This is a genomic window from Brevibacillus sp. FSL L8-0520 (assembly GCF_037963895.1).
GTDB classification, from domain to species: domain Bacteria; phylum Bacillota; class Bacilli; order Brevibacillales; family Brevibacillaceae; genus Brevibacillus; species Brevibacillus borstelensis.
Window position 1 is genome coordinate 1,668,998 of record NZ_CP150171.1, and the last position, 16,088, is coordinate 1,685,085.

The following is a 16,088-nucleotide window of genomic DNA, read 5'->3' on the forward strand; positions in this document are numbered from 1 at the left end:
ATGGGTTGCCCCCCTAGTATTCGTCTTTCCAGGTAAGCTCATACCTGCTTTTGTAGCAGGGTAAATCCTTGTGTTATAATGCTTGGTATTCAACTATCCGAGGATGTCTTCTGCGAATGATGAGATGGGCTTTTTAACCCAACAGCAGGCAGGAATGAAGAAGGAGTGGAAGGAATGTCCAAGCAGTTCGCTATCATTGGCATGGGCAGGTTTGGATCCAGTGTAGCCCGCACCTTGTATGAAATGGAATACGAAGTGATGGGGATCGACGAGGATGAAGAGCGAATCAATGAAAATATTCAGTACGTGACCCATGCGGTTGCAGCCGATTCTACAGACGAGAGAGCGCTTCGCGAGATTGGCATCCGCAATTTTGATGTCGTCGTCGTCTCGATCGGAGCCGATATTCAGGCCAGCATCTTGACCGTGCTGATTCTAAAGGAAATGGGCGTCAAAAAGATCGTCGCCAAAGCGCAAAATGAAAGGCACGGACAGGTGCTCTACAAGGTAGGCGCGGATCGGGTCGTCTTCCCGGAGCGTGATATGGGGGTGCGAGTCGCACACAATCTGATCTCGGCCAATGTTCTTGATTTCATCGAGCTGGCTGAGGATTACAGCGTGGCGGAGGTCGTAGTGTCCTCGAAAATGGTGGGGAAAACCTTGCGCCAGCTGGACATCCGGGCACGCTATGAGGTAAACGTCATCGCAATTAAAAGCGGTGACAAGTTCAATATCGCCCCGAGTCCGGACGAGGTGATCCAGTTTGGCGACGTCCTCGTCGTGATCGGAAACAACAAGCATCTAAAAACATTTGAGGAGCAAGACTAAATGCGTCATGAAGTGATTTCGTCCGTACAAAATCCACTGGTCAAGCGATTGCACCAGCTCTTGAACCGGAAAGGGCGCGAGGAGCAGAACCGTTTTCTGGTGGAAGGCGCCCATCTCGTAGAGGAGGCGCTGAACAGCGGGGCACAGGTGGTTACCGTTCTCTACGATGAGAGTCGAGGGATTGATCCGGCATGCCTGCGGGCGTTAGACGAGCGGGGGACAGACGTACAGGTGATCGCTGTGTCTTCTGCGGTTCTTGGCAAGTTGACAGAGACAAAATCTCCGCAGGGAATTGTCGCTGAGGTGAAAATAGATTCGGAAAACTGGGCAGAATGGATAGAAAGAGCATCGGAGCGGGATTACCTGCTGCTTGTTCTCGATGAAATCCAGGACCCGGGAAATCTCGGGACGATTCTGCGCACAGCCGAAGCCGCAGGGGTGGATGGCGTCGTTCTGGGCGAGGGTAGCGTCGATCTGTACAACGGAAAAGTCGTTCGTGCTACGATGGGAGCCCTGTTCCGCCTGCCCGTTTTTCTGCGTTCCCTGCCCGAGGCAATTCAGACTTTACAACAGCAGGGGGCCAACGTACTCGTCTCCTCGCTAAAAGAAAACAGCCTCGCCTATGACGAGGCTGATTATCGCGGAAAAGCGGTAATCGTGATCGGGAATGAAGGGCGGGGAGTTTCCGAGCAGGTGGCTCGTCTTGCTGACGGCTATGTACACATTCCTTTGTACGGACGGGCTGAATCGCTCAATGCGGCTGTTGCAGCCGGCATACTGGTGTACGAGGCCCAACGGAAGAGAATCGGTCAGGCCGTCAACTGATCTTCGCCGCTTGCTTTTGCTTTTTTGCTTTGTAATCTTCCCGAGCCTGTGCCCATTGGTCTTGGGCCATGCTGAGTATGCCCGTTTCAATCGTGCGATTTCTGTATTCCAGCGTACGCGAGAAATACTGGATCGCTTCGTCATACTGCTCAACGCGTCGCTTTAATTCGCCGATCAGGTACAGGACGCGAACTTCCGACATCTCTTTTTCGCCTTGTGTATAATCAGAATGGATGAAAGATTGCTCGTATTCATTTGCGGCGATGTGGAGGAAACGTTTTTCTTCCGCTTGGTTTTCCTGGAAACGGCAGAGCCAGGCCAGACGCAAATAAAGGCCAGCTTTGACGGAATGCACCTGATCGGTCAGCTCGGCTGCGTAAATCGCCAGTTTGTAAGCGGCCAATGCTGCTTCCAGACTGCGGATCCCCCCAAATTCCTTGGGCGTCCATTTTGCGGAAATCAGCTCGCCCACCAATTTTTTTTGCGAGGGAGTCAGGTGCTGCTTGAATTGGTCGCTAAAGGCAAGACCGCAGGACGGGCAGACATTGACCGTATAGAGGATCGGGTTCAGCGATTGCTCCTTGAAGTATGTACAAAAATCACTGTCGCGCTTCAACATGGAAAGAGAGCCGCTGCGGACTCGTTTTGATGTAAAGGTGGATTGGCAATGCAGGCAAGCTATTTTCTTGTCATAGAGAGCGGAAACCTGGTCGATCATGTCTGAAGTCCCCTTCCCAAAGAGGGTATTTCGTAGGAGCCGGGCCGAATCATCATGCAACATTTGTATAATTGAAAGTTAGCTTAGGTTGCGCTATAATTTTCCTACAACTGCATTATAACGCAAAGCGATGACAGAGACTAGTACGCAGGACCTATAGTTTTTCAGGGAGGAGATGCCGTTGACTGAAAGCATCCCACACTATAGCTGCCGAATTCACTCTCGAGCTGGCCCCTGAACAGTATTTTAGGAACAAAGTAGGGGGTAACCGGGGCAACCCGTTATCATGAACGAGTGAAGCAAAGCCGTATGGAGGGCTGGAGGACCAGGATCGTGTCTCCGCAGCCGTATGGCTCTGTTTAACAAGGGTGGTACCGCGAGTAATGACTCGTCCCTTTTTGGGGCGGGTCTTTCTTTTTTTACCAAAATCAGTAAAGGAGCGATATGACGTGCAAACGCGGTTACAGGAAATGAAACAGTCTGCCCTGGCCCAGATCAGCCAGGTCGCGGATGGGGCGCAGCTACAAGAGCTGCGTGTAAAGTATCTTGGCAAAAAGGGGGAGCTGACAGAGCTCCTGAGAGGAATGGGAAGCCTGAGCCCGGAAGAGCGTCCTGTCGTAGGCCAATTGGTCAATGAGGTTCGCAGTGCATTGGAGGAAGCCTTCGCCGGCAAACAGGCAGCGCTGGAAGAGGCGCAGCTCGCAGCCAAGCTCGCCTCCCAGTCGGTGGACGTTACTCTGCCGGGACGCCCGATCCCGGCAGGTACAATGCATCCGCTCTCCCGCATCATCGAGGAGATCGAGGACATTTTCATCGGCCTTGGCTTTGACATTGCCGAGGGGCCGGAGGTAGAGCTGGATCACTTCAACTTCGAGATGCTCAATCTGCCCAAGGACCACCCGGCTCGCGACATGCAGGACTCGTTTTACGTGACGGAAGAGATTTTGATGCGGACTCATACATCGCCTGTACAGGCTCGCACGATGCTGAAAAAAGAGGGGAAAACACCCGTCAAGATTATTTGCCCGGGTAAAGTGTACCGCCGCGATGACGATGATGCGACCCACTCCCATCAATTCACGCAAATTGAAGGGCTCGTAGTCGACAAGGGAATCCGGATGAGCGATTTGAAAGGAACGCTGCTCACGTTTGCCCGTCAGATGTTCGGACCGAATCAGCAGGTCCGTCTGCGTCCCAGCTTCTTCCCGTTTACCGAGCCGAGCGCGGAAGTCGACCTGCAATGCTTCAAGTGCGGTGGAGAAGGCTGCCGCGTTTGCAAACAAACCGGCTGGATCGAAATTCTCGGCTCCGGCATGGTGCACCCGCGTGTTCTGGAGATGGCCGGCTATGATCCGCAGGAAGTCAGCGGATTCGCCTTTGGGATGGGTGTTGAGCGGATCGCCATGCTGAAATACGGCGTCGAAGACATTCGCCATTTCTATACAAATGACGTACGTTTCTTGAAACAATTTAACCGGTCCTAGAAAGGAGAGTCGAAAGAGTCATGAAGGTATCTTATCAGTGGTTATCGGAATACGTCGATCTGCATGACATCACACCTTACGAGCTGGCGGAGAAATTGACCCGCAGCGGAATCGAAGTGGATGCGGTCGAACCGTGCAATGCGGGAGTTTCCCAAGTTGTAGTCGGCTATGTAAAGGAAAAGAGCAAGCATCCGGATGCTGACCGGTTGAATGTATGCATCGTGGATGCAGGGCAGGGAGAGGATCTGCAGATCGTGTGCGGAGCTCCCAACGTCGCTCAGGGACAAAAGGTTCCCGTCGCTCTGATTGGAGCCAAGCTGCCTGGAGACCTGCATATCAAGCGCTCCAAGCTGCGCGGCGTAGAATCGCAGGGAATGATTTGCTCGGCGAAAGAATTGGGCCTCAATGACAAGCTGCTTGCCAAAGACCAGCAGGAAGGCATCATGGTCCTGCCTGAGGACGCAGAAGTAGGCATGGACGCCGTTTCCTATTTGGGCATGGACGATTACGTGCTGGAGCTGGGCTTGACGCCAAACCGCTCCGACTGTCTGAGCATGCTCGGTGTCGCCTATGAGGTGGCCGCCATTCTCGGCCGCGAAGTGATTCTTCCGGAGATTGCAGTCGTCGAAAATGGCGAAGACAATCCGGTTACAGTGGAGATTGAAGCAGAGGACGAGTGCTATCGTTACGTAGGACGCCATTTTACGAATGCCGTGATCAAAAGCTCTCCGCAATGGATGAAAAACCGTTTGATGGCAGCAGGTATCCGTCCGATCAACAACGTCGTGGACGTCACCAACTACGTTATGCTGGAGTACGGACAGCCGTTGCACGCATTTGACGCGGCGATGGTAAAAGACCGCTCCATCGTGGTCCGTCTCGCGGAAGAGGGTGAAAAACTGGTAACGCTGGACGATCAGGAGCGCGAGCTGGATAGTCAAACGCTGTTGATTGCCGATCGCGAAAAAGGACTGGCTATCGCAGGTGTCATGGGTGGAGCCAACTCTGAAATTACACCGGAAACCAAGGAAATTATCCTGGAGGCTGCCTGGTTCACGCCGCAGACAGTCCGCCGTACATCTCGCAAGCTGGGAATGCGGACAGAGGGCTGTGTCCGCTGGGAAAAGGGCGTCGACCAAGCGCGCGTGCAGGAGGCTGGAGAACGTGCAGCGTACCTCATCCAGCAGCTTTCCGGCGCTACGGTTTCCAAGGGCCAGGCTACAGCGACGGTCCGCGAGCCGAAGGCGGCCGCCGTATCGGTCACCTTGAGCAAAATCAATCAGCATCTGGGAACCGCTCTGTCCGCAGCGGATGTTACGCCAATCTTTGACCGCCTCCAGTTCCCTTATGAACAAAACGGCGAAGAATGGGCCGTTACCGTTCCGACGAGACGGGGGGATATCATGCTGCCGGAGGATCTGGTGGAGGAAGTAGCCCGCCTTTACGGGTATGACAACATTCCGACCACCCTTCCAGAAGGGATGACCACACAGGGTCAGTTGACATATGAGCAAAAAATTCGCCGGACGATCCGCCGTCATTTGATCGGAGCAGGCTTGAACGAAGCGATTTCATATGCGCTTCTCCACCCGGAAAAGGCAGAAGAGGTCGCCGGACTGCATGAGATCGCTGCCAAGCCGATCCCGCTTGCGATGCCGATGAGCGAAGAGCACAGTGTGCTTCGCATCAGCCTGATTCCAAGCCTGTTGCAGACCGTCTCCTACAACAAGAACAGACAGAATCACAATGTCTCCATTTTTGAGCTGGGACGCGTGTTCCTGAGCACGGAGGAAAAGCTGACACAGCTTCCGGAAGAGCCCCTTTACCTGGCCGGTGCACTCACTGGCCAATGGCTGCCGACGAACTGGATGGGACAGACGCAAGCGGTTGATTTTTACCTGCTGAAAGGTTTGGTGGAATCGCTGTTCGCAAGTCTTGGTATCACCGGCGTGGAATACCGCGCCCAAGCGAATCTGGCCGGGATGCATCCGGGCCGCACGGCAGAGGCATGGGTAGCTGACCGCCGTCTCGGATACTTCGGGCAGGTCCATCCTGCTACGGAAAAAGCGCATGATCTGGCTGAAACGTACGTCTTCCAGTTTGATGTGGAAGAGCTGACGAAGGCGGCTGCACCTGTGGGCCATTACAACCAGCTTCCGAAATACCCTGCTATTACGAGGGATCTGGCGCTGGTTGTCAACCGCGATCTGCCCGCGCATGCGCTGGAGTCCGTCATCCGCAAAGCAGCCGGGGATTTGCTGGAATCGCTGACGCTGTTTGATGTGTATACAGGTGAACGTATCGCAACCGACAAAAAGAGCATGGCCTTCTCCCTCGTATTCCGTCACTCTGACCGGACACTGCAGGACGAAGAGGTCCAGCAGGTGACGCAAGCCGTCGTCGAAGCGTTGCGGACAGAGACGGGTGCTGAGCTGCGGATGTAAGGAGAACTTGACGAAACCTGACATTTTCAGTAACCTAATCTGAGATACAATGGTACGGAAGTCTCAGAGCTGTTTTGGAGGAGGAAGCCTTCGTGCAAGGTGATGGTAAGAATCGGTTGACAGTAGATATATATGGTCAGCAGTATCGGCTCAGTGGAAAGGCAAGTGTGAACCATATGCGCATGGTAGCCGGATTCGTAGACGATAAAATGAATGAAATCGGAAAAGGCAACCATCGCCTGGACACGGCCAAAATTGCCGTACTTACCGCAGTAAACATCGCAGACGAATACTTCCGGTTGCGTACTGAGTACGAAGCGCTGTTGAAGATGCTTCAGGAGGATGCGAACGATCCATCATAGATGTTTGGAAAGAGGGGCTTTTTGCCTCTCTTTTCCCTATTGTCGCAAGCTTGACAATCACGAACGGAGAGGAGCGCGACTGATGAGCAAAGAAGCGTTGGTGGAGGCTGCAAGTCAGCTGACTCTGGAACAAAAGAACGAAAAGCTGGGAGAGATTCTTCGCGAGATGGGCAGTGTCCTGATCGCTTTTTCGGGCGGAGTGGACAGCACCTTTTTGCTGGCCCGCGCCGTTGAAGAATTGGGGGAGTCCGCGATTGCCGTCACAGCAGCATCGGAAACGTTCCCGACACGCGAATTTGAGGCCGCCAAGCAGCTGGCAAAGCAGCTCAAAGCCAGATTTGTCACGACTGAAATCCGCGAAATGGAAAACCCCAATTTTGTGGCAAATCCGGTCAACCGCTGCTTTTACTGCAAGGACGGATTGTATGAGCATTTAGGGGAATTGGCTGAAAAAAATGAATGGAATGCCGTTATTTGTGACGGCGCCAACATGGACGACTTGGGCGATTACCGCCCGGGGAGAGTAGCAGCCGTTCAACGGGGCGTGCGCAGTCCGCTGCAGGAAGCCGGACTTTACAAGGAAGAGCTTCGGCAGTTGTCAAAGCAAATGGGGCTGTCCACTTGGAACAAGCCGTCTTTTGCTTGCCTGTCTTCACGTGTTCCGTACGGTTCGCAGATTACACTGGAAAAAATCGATCAAATCGATCGGGCGGAGGGCTTCTTGATGAGCCTCGGTTTTCATCAGGTCAGGGTGCGCCACCACGAGACCATTGCACGAATCGAGATCAGTCCGGACGATTTTCCGCGCTTGCTGGAGCATCGGGAAAGCATTGACCGCGAGCTGCGGGCGATCGGGTTTCAGTACGTAACCCTCGATTTGTTCGGATACAAGACTGGCAGCATGAATGCCGTACTGCAAGCGGAAGTGAAACAGACCCATGGATGACTTGAGAAAAATTCTTCAAGAGCTGAAAGCAGGCACGATTGATGTCGAACATGCGCTAGAGCTTGTTCAAGGAAGCAGCCGTCTGGATTATGCGACCCTTGATCTTGATCGAAAGAAACGAACCGGTTTTCCCGAGGTCGTATACGCGGCAGGCAAAAGCGCAGAGCAACTCGTTGGAATATTTGCCCGATTGAGAGAGCACCAGGAATTGGTTCTGGCTACACGCGTCAGTGATGAGCAGGCGGAAGCGGTGCAAAAGCATTGGCCGGACGTTCGGTACGAAAGAGAGGGCAGGCTGCTGATCAGTACAAAAAGTCCGCTGAAGCCCGTCCGCGAAGGCTATGTAGCGATCGTGGCTGCCGGTACCTCCGATTGGCCAGTTGCGCAGGAAGCGGCTTGGACGGTGCGCTGCTTCGGCAGTGAAGCCAGAGTCATCGCAGACGTCGGTGTAGCGGGGATTCACCGTTTGTTTCAGCGGCTGGATGAGATTCGCGCTGCGGCTGTGATTGTCTGCATCGCAGGCATGGAGGGAGCATTGGCAAGCGTTCTGGCGGGACTCGTAGACAAACCGGTCATTGCCGTTCCCACCAGCGTCGGCTACGGAGCGAATTTTGGAGGTATGGCAGCCCTGCTGTCCATGCTGAATTCCTGTGCAAACGGCGTAGCTGTCGTCAATATTGACAATGGCTTTGGAGCCGGCTACCTGGCAGGAATGATCCACAGACAAACGGCGTCTTCATAAAACCGAAAGCAGAGCCAACCCGATGGTTGGCTCTTGCACTATACGAACTCAGGTTTCTTGTCTGTTTCCGGCGTCGCCATTGCGCAAATCCATATGTGTCTTGATCGGAATAAACAGGTCGATGATTCCGATCACGAGGGAAGCGAGCAGAGCCCCGAGGATGGTCACATAGAAGCCGGTAACGACAAATTGGGTCAGGTAAATCACGACTGCGCTTACAAGGAAACCAACAATCCCGCGATTGTATGGAGAGATGCGATCACCAAAGAATGCCTCAACTACCCATCCCAGCAGTGCGATAACTACTGCCGCAATGAGAGCGGTCCAGAAGTTGTTAACCGAAAAACCGGGTACGAGAAACCCGACGAACATCAGTACGACAGCAGCAACCACAAAACGGATAACGTGGCGTAAAATCGTCATACGTGTGATCCTCCTTTGCAGATGTTGATTCCTTCTCATTTTGGCTGATTTTAAAGGGAACTATGCCGTGGAAATCGCGTTAAATTATTCTTGCCGCAAGCTCCGTGATATAATACGAATGATTGGTTTTTTCCAAGCGATAAAGGAGGCACCACTTGTGGAACAACGGGTTTTAAAAACCTTGGAATACGAAAAGATCGTCGCGCTTTTAATGGAAAAGGCGACGTCCATATACGGGAGAGAAAAAGCGGAAGCGCTGCTGCCGTTCTTGCGGATCGAAGAAGTCCGGTCCGCGCAGCAGGCGACTAGCGAGGCAGTGACGGCGCTTCGGCTGAAGGGAAGTGTTCCGCTCGGAGGCATCCGCGACATTCGCGCACCGATTCAGCGGGCGCGTTTGAATGCCATGCTCGCTCCCATGGAATTGTTGGACATAGCAGGAACGATCGGCGCTGGACGCCGTTTGCGCCATTTCCTGCTCGACCTTTGTGAAAATGAGCCGCTCCCGATGCTGCAGTTCCAGGCAGAACGGATTGAAGGGCTGCGCGAGATGGAGACGGAAATCAGGCGCTGTATCGATGACGACGGTGCGGTGGTTGACAGTGCGAGTCCGGAGCTTCGCCAGGTTCGGCAGGAAATCCGCCAATTGGAAGCACGCGTCAGAGAAAAGCTGGACCAGATGACGAGATCAAGCTCCTACCAAAAGATGCTGATGGAAAATATCGTGACAATTCGCGGCGACCGTTTTGTCATTCCGGTCAAACAGGAATATCGCCATGTATTTGGCGGGATTGTGCACGATCAATCGGCATCGGGCGCTACCTTGTTCATCGAGCCGGAAGCAGTCGTGACGATGAACAACAAGCTTCGCGAGCTTCGTCTTCGCGAGGAGCGGGAGGTAGAGCGCATCCTCTATACGCTGACAGAGCTTGTTGCGCAGTCCGTAGAGGAACTGAAGGAAAATATTGATGCATTGGCCGAGCTCGACTTTATGTTTGCCAAGGCTCAGCTCGCTGGAGCGATGAAGGCTGTATGCCCGAAACTCAATGACCGTGGGTACCTGCGCCTGAAAAAGGCCCGCCATCCGTTGATTCCCCATAATGCCGTCGTACCGGTTGATGTGGAGCTGGGCGGAGCTTACAGCGCAATTGTAGTGACTGGTCCCAATACAGGCGGGAAAACGGTATCGCTAAAGACAGTCGGACTTTTGTCGATCATGGCGATGGCAGGATTGCATATTCCTGCGGAGGAAGAGAGCGAGGTTACCGTATTCTCGTCTGTTTTCGCCGACATAGGAGACGAACAGTCAATCGAGCAGAGCCTCTCGACTTTCTCCAGTCACATGAAGAATATTATTCACATTCTCGCTTCGATGGATGAGCGGAGTCTTGTGTTATTTGACGAGCTGGGTGCAGGAACGGACCCGACCGAGGGTGCAGCTTTGGCGATGTCGATTATCGATCACGTCATCCAACGCGGAGCCCGGCTGATCGCCACTACGCACTACAGCGAGCTGAAGGCGTACGCCTATGACAGACCGGGCGTGATCAATGCGAGCGTTGAGTTTGATGTGGAGACGCTCAGGCCGACCTACAGACTTCTCATCGGTGTCCCGGGACGGTCGAACGCGTTTGCGATTGCCAAGCGGCTCGGCTTGCCAGAGGAAATCATCGAAATTGCCAAAGGCTCGATCAGCGAAGAGGACAATCAGGTCGAGAGCATGATCGCCTCCCTGGAGCGAAACCGCAAAACGGCTGAAGCGGAAAGGGAGACTGCCGAAGAGCTGCGGCGCGAAGCCGAACGTCTGCGCCAGCAGCTTGAAGAAGAGCGGGCTCGCTTCGCCGAAGAGAAGAACAAACGGCTGGAGGAAGCGGAGGAAGAAGCACGCATCGCCGTTCAACTGGCAAAAGAGGAAGCCGAAGCCGTTATCCGCGAGCTGCGGAGCATGATGAAGGAAGGCGTCGAAATTAAAGAGCACCGTTTGATCGAGGCGAAAAAACGGCTGGGCAGCGCCGTCATGGAGCTTGAGAAGGAAAAGGTGAAAAAACCGGCAAAAGCGGTACGGGCCACGCAGGTCAAAGTCGGCGACGAAGTCATGGTAACAAGCTTTGGGCAAAAGGGAACTGTGTTGGAAAAGGTCGGGGGAGACGAGTTCCTCGTCCAGATCGGCATTATGAAAATGAAGGTCAAGCGGGACGACATGAACGTCCTCAATTCCATCAAAGCCCCTCAGCAAGCCGTGGAGTACACCGCTGTAAAGCGAAGCAAAGGCACTGCCAAGCTGGACCTCGACCTGCGTGGATACAATGTCGAGGACGGGATTCGGGAAATCGACCAGTTTCTGGACGAAGCGCTCTTGGCCGGCTTCCACTCTGTATCGATTATCCATGGACACGGCACAGGGATGCTGCGAAAAGGGGTGCACGAGTATTTGCGCCAGCACCGCAATGTGAAATCGTTTCGCTTAGGCGGTCAGGGGGAGGGCGGCGTCGGAGCAACGATCGTCGAGCTGAGATAACCGGATGACGGGTTGAACGTCGGCTCTAGCCTGTCCTGATTTTCTTTTGTGCAGGGAGGTTCTGGATGGAACAGTTGTTACACAATCAGTATTTGGGGACGTTTGCCTACTATACCGTTACCGGGCTTGCGATGATCGTTTTTCTTTCCTTGTTTGAGCTTGTGACCCGGTATCAGGTGTGGCAGGAATTAAAACGGGGGAACCTCGCTGTCGCCATGGCTACTGGAGGAAAGATGTTCGGGATTGCCAATATTTTCAGCTATTCGATCCAGCACCATGACTCCATCGGGCAAGCGCTGATTTGGGGAACTTTCGGTTTTTTTCTCTTGCTGGGCAGCTATTTTATTTTTGAATTTATGACTCCAAGCTTCAATGTAGATGAAGAGATCGGCAATGACAACCGGGCGATCGGTTTTATTGCGATGGTGCTTTCTGTCGGTTTTTCCTTTGTTATCGGTGCCAGTTTGACGAGATAACGGGAGGCGAGAAGAATGGATCAGTCAGGGTGTGTGACAGTTACCGTCGTTCAGGGAGAAGAGCGCAGCCATCTGTCAGTGAGGACTGGGGGAAATTTGCTGTTGGCCATGGTGCGGGAGCGTTTTCCGGTAGATTTTGCTTGTACTACGGGAAAGTGCGCCACTTGCCGATTGCGAATGGAAATTCCCCCTGGTTCAGCAAGCGAACCCTCTCCTACAGAGCGGTATCGTTTGGGAGCGGACTTTGCAGCCGGACTGAGGCTGAGCTGTCAAGTGTATGTCACAGGCCCGCTGACCGTCTATTTGCCCACGAATGGCTAGGGACGTTTCCCGTTGAACCATTTGCCGATGGAGAGTATAATTAGACTTTGGCAGAATGTAACGAGTTAGGGAAGAGGAGGCATGGCCTTGGAAACGCTGTACAAGGTCCTCATCGCATTATGTGTAGTGTTTATTGCGGCAGGGGTTTATTATCTGTCGTAGGCAATGCACTCAACCTATAACCAGAGAATATGAAAGAGGAGATACTCAATGACTCAGCCAGTACGCGTTGCTGTTGTCGGATTAGGGTTTGTCGGACTGCCGCTTGCGCTCACTTACGCCCTGAAAGGGGCACATGTCGTCGGTGTGGACGTCGTACCGCATGTAGTAGATGAGATTAACAAAGGGCATTCCCATCACCTGGAATCCTACCAAGGCAAAACTTTGGCGGAGATTCTGCGGGAGCAAATCGCCGCTGGCCGCTTTCGTGCGACCACTTCCTATGAAGAAGCTGCAGCCGAGGTTACGAATTATATCGTGACGGTTGGACTGCCGGTCTTCAATGGTGATCCTGACCTGGGACCGCTCAAAAACTGTGCGGAAACGCTCGGGAAAGTGTTGAAGAAGGGCGATTCGGTGATGATCCGAAGCACGGTCGTTCCGGGGACGACAGAAGAAGTGATCAAACCGATCCTGGAAGAAGCAAGCGGACTTCAAGCCGGAACGGATTTTTACCTGACATACTGCTCCGAACGCATTGCCGAAGGACGAGCTTTCGAGGAGTTCATTCATATGCCTCTGGTCCTCGGCGGGATCAACCCGGAGAGTGCAGAGAAGGGGAAACAGCTGCTTTCCGTGATCAGTGAAACGGAAATCACTATTTCTGATATTCGTGTGATTGAAACGGCGAAAGTCATTGAAAATATTCAGCGTGACGTGAACATCGCGATGGTTCAGGAATTTGCCCGTTTTGCCGAGTCTTTCGGGATCGACACGTTTGAGCTGATTCGCATCGCGAACACGCACAAGCGCGTGAACCTGCTGACACCGGGACCTGGAGTGGGCGGCTTCTGCCTTCCAAACGCCCTGTACTACCTGCAGCCGAAAGCGAGAGAGCTGGGTGTTCCGCTCCCGCTCTTGCAGTTGGCCCGCACGACAAACGACAGTGTGCCTGGCGTTTTGGTGGACATGCTGGATAAAGCGCTGCAGAATGCCGGCAAAACATTGGCAGGAAGCCGTGTGACTGTGTTTGGACTGGCGATGAAGGACTTTTCCAACGATGACCGGGTAAGTCCGGTCCATGATCTGATTGCTGCATTGAAGGCCAAAGGAGTCGACGTTCGCTCCTACGACCCGGCCGTACCAAACCGCTACGACCACAAGAAAGAGAGGGTCGAAGAAGCTGTTCGCGGAGCAGACGCCATCATGCTGACGGCTATCCAGAAGGAATTTGCCGAGCTGGATTGGGACAAAGTGATCAGTCTGATGAGTTCGTCTCCTGTTTTGTTTGATACCAAAAACCGCATCCCGCGCTCGCTTGACGAGCAGGTGACTGTAGTCCGAATCTAACCGAAGAAAGGTTCGGGTTTGCATGAAAAAGGCTCCGCCGGTTTCCAGCCGGCAGGAGCCTTTTTCATATCGAAGGTACTTGATAAGCCAAACTGGTTAGAAAAATTCTGCGCCAGATGCGAGATTGATCATAGCCCGCATCGTTTTGTAAAGGTCGTGCTGATCTTGCGGCGTGTAGGAAACGATCCCTTTTTCCGCATCGTAGCGTGCGCCTGGCACAATCGCCGCCATTTCGGCTTGTCCGGTATGCGAAAATTCAATCGAGAGCTCAAGCGGTTGAGCGAATTCCACGGGCTTTACTTGTGCTACTCGGGAAAGAGCCCGCTTGGTCTGGCGTTTTAATTCCGCTGTGGCCTCGTCACGGGAGAGGCAGAGAGCAGAGGTGCGGGAAACTGCTGTTTTTACGATAGCCGTACTGATTTCCGGGATGAGCTGTTTGGCTTCCTTTGCAATCAAGTCATCGCCGGAAACAAGACAGACCGGAACGCCATACATACCGGCATAGACGGCGTTGAAGCCAAACTCTCCTACGACCTGTCCGTTGATGTACATGTTGCGAACAACCCCGGACATCGTGTGGCTGAGTACGCCCGGGACGCCCTGACGTGTGTGGTAGCCGATGAAAAAAGCGGCGTCAAAGCTCTGGTCCAGGCCCTGCATCATGGAGTAATCGCGTGGTGAGCCGGCCAAAAGCTTCGCTTCGGGATGCAGCGACTCCCAGAGGATGTTATTCATCGTATTGTGGCTGTCGGCTACAACGATCTCTGTAGCTCCCCACTCCAGCGCTGCTTCGATCACTGCATTGGCGTCTTCGGTCATGAATTGACGGCCTCGTGCATAGTTCATGCCTGAGTCTGGATTGATATAAGATGTGTCGACAATACCGGAGATTCCTTCCATGTCTACGGAAAGAAACAGTTTCATAGCCATTCGCCGTCCTTTCTAGCAATTCTGAATCATTCTTTCTTATCAAAACAGATTGTTTCCATACAGGCAACAGAAAAATGGAAAAACGTTGCAAACAGTTGGAGCAAAAGCGAATGGTAAAAGCAAGAAGGGAATGCTCGACACAAAAAACAGCAAGGGAATGCAGAACGGAAGTAAGAAGCGAATGCAAGGAACGAATGCACATGGCCAAAAAGCGAATGCACAGGCCCAAAACCGAAGTCAACGAAAAAAGCACGGGGCCCGCTAAAGCCAACGCCGTGCTTTTATCTGTAAATCGCATGGTTTTTTTGCCATAATCCCAGTGTTGCTTTGCTCGGCTGCCAGCAGCGTTTATGAAAGCAGACGACGGTACAGAGCCAGTGTTTGTTCAGCCATGTGCTGGATTGTAAAGGTCTGCTCCACTAAAGTCAGGGCATTGTGGACGAGCCGCTCCCGCAAATCCGGCGATTGCAAAATGGTTTTCATCGCTTCGGTCAATCCTGCCACGTCACCGGGCGATACGGCAAGACCGGTTTGTTTGTGTGTAACAAATTCTTTGACTCCGCCGACGTGGCTGGCTACGACAGGCACTTCAGAGGCCATCGCTTCGATGATCGTATACCCCAGTCCCTCGTACAAGGAAGAATGGACAAAGGCGTCACATGCATGCAGACACGCCGGGATATCCTGGCGGAACCCGCCGAAGCGGACCCTTTCTTCCAGACCGTGCTCACGAACTTTCGCCTCCAGGACGGCACGTTCCGGACCGTCTCCGACAAGGACCAGATAAGGGATCGGACCTTCCTGCATCTCCCTCGCCAATTGAGCAAATGCATCCACCAGAAGCGGGAGTCCTTTCACAGGCACAAATCTCGCGACCGTCCCGAACAAAAAGGCATCGGCTGGAATTCCCCATTCTGCTCGAAGGGAGGCCCGGTCTGACGCACGCAGATGTGTCTGTCTGTATGGAGAAAGGTCTGTTCCGTTGTAAATGACGCTGATTTGCTCTCGTGGAACGCCGTCCTTGTGCAAAATCTCCGCAATCGCCTCGCTGATCGCGATGTAGTGACGGTTCCATCGACGTGTACCTCGTTCCATCAAGGATACGAGCGCATAGGCCAGCGGATGGGCGTAGTCATAGCGAAGCGAGCTGTGTACGGTCGTCAGCAGTGTCGCTCCGCTTCCCCGGGAGGCCAGTCTGGAAAAGAAGTTGGCTTTTACGCCATGTGTATGTATGAGATGTGGCCCAAAGGAACGAAATACCTCTCGCAACGCCTGTAGAAGCCGTACGTCAAAACGCCCGAATCGGTCCAGGGCAATGACAGGCACACCTGCTTTGCGCAACTCGCTGGCAAACAGGGAGTCGTAAAAGCAGACGACGGCCGTCTCCACTTCATCCGCAGGAAGAGAAGACAATAAATTGAGGATATGCTGTTCCGCTCCGCCAAACTCTCCTCCGCCGATAACATGGAGGACTCGCAGTTTATTCATGACAACTCCACCCGAACCTTCGTAAAAAAAAGCTTCTCACCGAAGCTCTCTCGTATCAAAAACAGGAAAAATCCCGA

15 protein-coding genes are annotated in these 16,088 nt (G+C 53.3%); 11 read left to right on the top strand and 4 right to left on the bottom strand.

The genetic code is table 11. From position 1 onward, the window contains the following. Nucleotides 1-174: 174 nt before the first annotated feature. Both NSQ24_RS08405 and rlmB read left to right on the top strand, forming a co-directional pair. Complete coding sequence (locus tag NSQ24_RS08405; protein WP_003387794.1) at nt 175-828, top strand: TrkA family potassium uptake protein; 654 nt, start codon at nt 175-177, stop codon at nt 826-828. Further along, nucleotides 829-1,653: a 23S rRNA (guanosine(2251)-2'-O)-methyltransferase RlmB gene (rlmB, locus tag NSQ24_RS08410; protein WP_003387792.1), complete on the top strand. Its 825-nt coding sequence runs from the start codon at nt 829-831 to the stop codon at nt 1,651-1,653. Here the strand turns inward: rlmB and NSQ24_RS08415 are convergent. After that, nucleotides 1,646-2,371, bottom strand: coding sequence for a DUF2225 domain-containing protein (locus NSQ24_RS08415; RefSeq protein WP_024984394.1), 726 nt, complete (start codon nt 2,369-2,371; stop codon nt 1,646-1,648). The two genes, rlmB and NSQ24_RS08415, sit on opposite strands and share 8 nt — an antisense overlap. 449 nt (nt 2,372-2,820) lie before the next feature. Between NSQ24_RS08415 and pheS the strand changes: the two genes are divergently transcribed. The 5 genes from pheS (at nt 2,821) to larB (ending at nt 8,349) form a co-directional block, all read left to right on the top strand. Beyond that, nucleotides 2,821-3,855, top strand: coding sequence for a phenylalanine--tRNA ligase subunit alpha (gene pheS, locus NSQ24_RS08420; RefSeq protein WP_003387789.1), 1,035 nt, complete (start codon nt 2,821-2,823; stop codon nt 3,853-3,855). A gap of 20 nt (nt 3,856-3,875) precedes the next feature. Further along, complete coding sequence (gene pheT, locus NSQ24_RS08425) at nt 3,876-6,299, top strand: phenylalanine--tRNA ligase subunit beta (RefSeq protein WP_243013980.1); 2,424 nt, start codon at nt 3,876-3,878, stop codon at nt 6,297-6,299. A 92-nt stretch (nt 6,300-6,391) separates the two neighbouring features. Beyond that, complete coding sequence (gene zapA, locus NSQ24_RS08430) at nt 6,392-6,661, top strand: cell division protein ZapA (protein WP_003387787.1); 270 nt, start codon at nt 6,392-6,394, stop codon at nt 6,659-6,661. 82 nt (nt 6,662-6,743) lie between these two features. Next, a complete protein-coding gene (gene larE, locus NSQ24_RS08435; RefSeq protein WP_024984392.1) occupies nt 6,744-7,607 on the top strand; it encodes an ATP-dependent sacrificial sulfur transferase LarE in 864 nt (287 codons plus the stop codon). Then, entirely contained in the window at nt 7,600-8,349 is a 750-nt protein-coding gene (larB, locus tag NSQ24_RS08440) for a nickel pincer cofactor biosynthesis protein LarB (RefSeq protein ID WP_003387785.1), read from the top strand. The genes larE and larB overlap by 8 nt, the downstream gene beginning before the upstream one ends. A 48-nt stretch (nt 8,350-8,397) precedes the next feature. On the opposite strand, the gene NSQ24_RS08445 is transcribed toward larB, so the two are convergent. Further along, nucleotides 8,398-8,772, bottom strand: coding sequence for a phage holin family protein (locus NSQ24_RS08445; protein WP_003387784.1), 375 nt, complete (start codon nt 8,770-8,772; stop codon nt 8,398-8,400). 157 nt (nt 8,773-8,929) lie between these two features. Here NSQ24_RS08445 and NSQ24_RS08450 point away from each other — a divergent pair, with 157 nt between their 5' ends. From NSQ24_RS08450 to NSQ24_RS08465, 4 genes are all read left to right on the top strand, one after another. Further along, nucleotides 8,930-11,287, top strand: coding sequence for an endonuclease MutS2 (locus NSQ24_RS08450; protein WP_003387783.1), 2,358 nt, complete (start codon nt 8,930-8,932; stop codon nt 11,285-11,287). Between the two features lie 65 nt (nt 11,288-11,352). Continuing rightward, the gene (locus NSQ24_RS08455; RefSeq protein WP_003387782.1) at nt 11,353-11,763 is read left to right on the top strand and encodes a DUF350 domain-containing protein; all 411 of its coding nucleotides are present in this window, start codon (nt 11,353-11,355) and stop codon (nt 11,761-11,763) included. A gap of 15 nt (nt 11,764-11,778) precedes the next feature. Further along, nucleotides 11,779-12,084: a 2Fe-2S iron-sulfur cluster-binding protein gene (locus NSQ24_RS08460; protein WP_122958121.1), complete on the top strand. Its 306-nt coding sequence runs from the start codon at nt 11,779-11,781 to the stop codon at nt 12,082-12,084. Nucleotides 12,085-12,294: 210 nt separating this feature from the next. Beyond that, entirely contained in the window at nt 12,295-13,593 is a 1,299-nt protein-coding gene (locus NSQ24_RS08465; protein WP_122958122.1) for a nucleotide sugar dehydrogenase, read from the top strand. 96 nt (nt 13,594-13,689) lie between these two features. Here the strand turns inward: NSQ24_RS08465 and NSQ24_RS08470 are convergent, their stop codons facing one another. Further along, a complete protein-coding gene (locus NSQ24_RS08470; protein WP_031932314.1) occupies nt 13,690-14,517 on the bottom strand; it encodes a M55 family metallopeptidase in 828 nt (275 codons plus the stop codon). 354 nt (nt 14,518-14,871) lie between these two features. Then, the gene (locus NSQ24_RS08475) at nt 14,872-16,011 is read right to left on the bottom strand and encodes a glycosyltransferase (protein ID WP_003387776.1); all 1,140 of its coding nucleotides are present in this window, start codon (nt 16,009-16,011) and stop codon (nt 14,872-14,874) included. Nucleotides 16,012-16,088: the final 77 nt, after the last annotated feature.

Bases quoted from the DNA above. Each gene is read 5' to 3' on its own strand.
- NSQ24_RS08405 (WP_003387794.1), top strand. From the start codon at position 175: ATGTCCAAGCAGTTCGCTATCATTGGCATGGGCAGGTTTGGATCCAGT.
- rlmB (WP_003387792.1), top strand. From the start codon at position 829: ATGCGTCATGAAGTGATTTCGTCCGTACAAAATCCACTGGTCAAGCGA.
- NSQ24_RS08415 (WP_024984394.1), bottom strand. From the start codon at position 2,371: ATGATCGACCAGGTTTCCGCTCTCTATGACAAGAAAATAGCTTGCCTG.
- pheT (WP_243013980.1), top strand. From the start codon at position 3,876: ATGAAGGTATCTTATCAGTGGTTATCGGAATACGTCGATCTGCATGAC.
- larE (WP_024984392.1), top strand. From the start codon at position 6,744: ATGAGCAAAGAAGCGTTGGTGGAGGCTGCAAGTCAGCTGACTCTGGAA.
- larB (WP_003387785.1), top strand. From the start codon at position 7,600: ATGGATGACTTGAGAAAAATTCTTCAAGAGCTGAAAGCAGGCACGATT.
- NSQ24_RS08445 (WP_003387784.1), bottom strand. From the start codon at position 8,772: ATGACGATTTTACGCCACGTTATCCGTTTTGTGGTTGCTGCTGTCGTA.
- NSQ24_RS08455 (WP_003387782.1), top strand. From the start codon at position 11,353: ATGGAACAGTTGTTACACAATCAGTATTTGGGGACGTTTGCCTACTAT.
- NSQ24_RS08460 (WP_122958121.1), top strand. From the start codon at position 11,779: ATGGATCAGTCAGGGTGTGTGACAGTTACCGTCGTTCAGGGAGAAGAG.
- NSQ24_RS08465 (WP_122958122.1), top strand. From the start codon at position 12,295: ATGACTCAGCCAGTACGCGTTGCTGTTGTCGGATTAGGGTTTGTCGGA.
- NSQ24_RS08470 (WP_031932314.1), bottom strand. From the start codon at position 14,517: ATGAAACTGTTTCTTTCCGTAGACATGGAAGGAATCTCCGGTATTGTC.
- NSQ24_RS08475 (WP_003387776.1), bottom strand. From the start codon at position 16,011: ATGAATAAACTGCGAGTCCTCCATGTTATCGGCGGAGGAGAGTTTGGC.